The following is a 1,042-nucleotide window of genomic DNA, read 5'->3' as shown; positions in this document are numbered from 1 at the left end:
TGGAGCGCCTGCGTCGTGTCCCGGTACTCCTGCACCACGAGGCTCGGGGCGGCCGACGGCTGAAGCAGGTTGTCGAGCTTCTGCTGGTCTGCGGGAGAGAGGCTGGCCTTCCATGCGTCCAGCGCGTTGTAGTAGCCCTGTGTGTCGGTGATGCGGCCGTCGGCCCCCACGAACTGCTTTCCCTGGGCGGCGTACTGCTGAAGGAGCGGGTCTTGATTGCCGCTAGGCATGTTGGAGAGGTAGTCGCGCACCGCGTCGTGGATCTCCTGCTCCGTCTTGTCGTAGGCGGCCCGCCAGTCCGCGCCCGTGATCTGCCCCGCTTGCAGTTGCCCGTCGGAGACCGACTGCTGGATGTTGATCTGGTCGCGGCGCAGGTAGAAGCCCTTGAGCGCCCCCGTCGCCTGGTCTTCCCGTGCCCGTTCGGCCGCCTGCACGGCCGGGTCGGCGTTGATCGCCCGCACGTCCGCGGGCGTGCCATGCGCGATGGCGTCGGCGTATCCCTGATAGCCCTTGCCCACAGCGGCGCGGTCACGTGCCAGATTGTGAAGCTGCGCAGGAGACGCTGGCGTGGTGAAGATGCCCACGAACTGTCCGGCCGAGCGTTCGAGCCCGGTCAACGCCTGCCCGAGGTCGTGCGGCGGATGCTGGATCAGGGGGCTGACGACGAGCGGCGTCGCCCCGGCCGCCAGACTGCCGGGCACATCTCCCCACGTGTGCGGGCCGAAGTAGTTGACATTGCCCGTCTGTGGCAACGGGAAGGCACGCCACGGGCCTGCCGCACGGTTGTAGAGCGCCTGGCCGGCGGCGTTTCGTTCAGCGAGCGTGCCCGTCTTGGCGACGCCCAGGGGGCTCTGGCCGTGGAAGCCGGCGGCCGCCGCGGCGGCGAGGCCGGCTGTGAGCACCTTGAGGGGGGCGCGGATGGGCGCCGGCAGGAAGCCGTAGCGCGTCCCATTCTTGTCCACGATGGCCATGAAGTTCGGGCCTGCCGGGTTGAGCACGAACTGCGGGCTCGTGGGGTCGGTGTAGGGCGACGTGCCGCCGT

General features: G+C 69.6%; 1 protein-coding gene. It reads right to left on the bottom strand.

The annotated features are described in order from the left end of the window. Window positions 1–1,042 (bottom strand): hypothetical protein (locus KGI06_06395; protein ID MDE1871838.1); only part of this gene is annotated, 1,042 nt, incomplete at both ends.

It is taken from the genome of Candidatus Micrarchaeota archaeon (assembly GCA_028866575.1).
Lineage (GTDB): Archaea > Micrarchaeota > Micrarchaeia > Micrarchaeales > Micrarchaeaceae > UBA12276.
The sequence above is the reverse complement of the archived record's forward strand: the minus strand, read 5'-3'. Positions and strand labels throughout refer to the sequence as shown.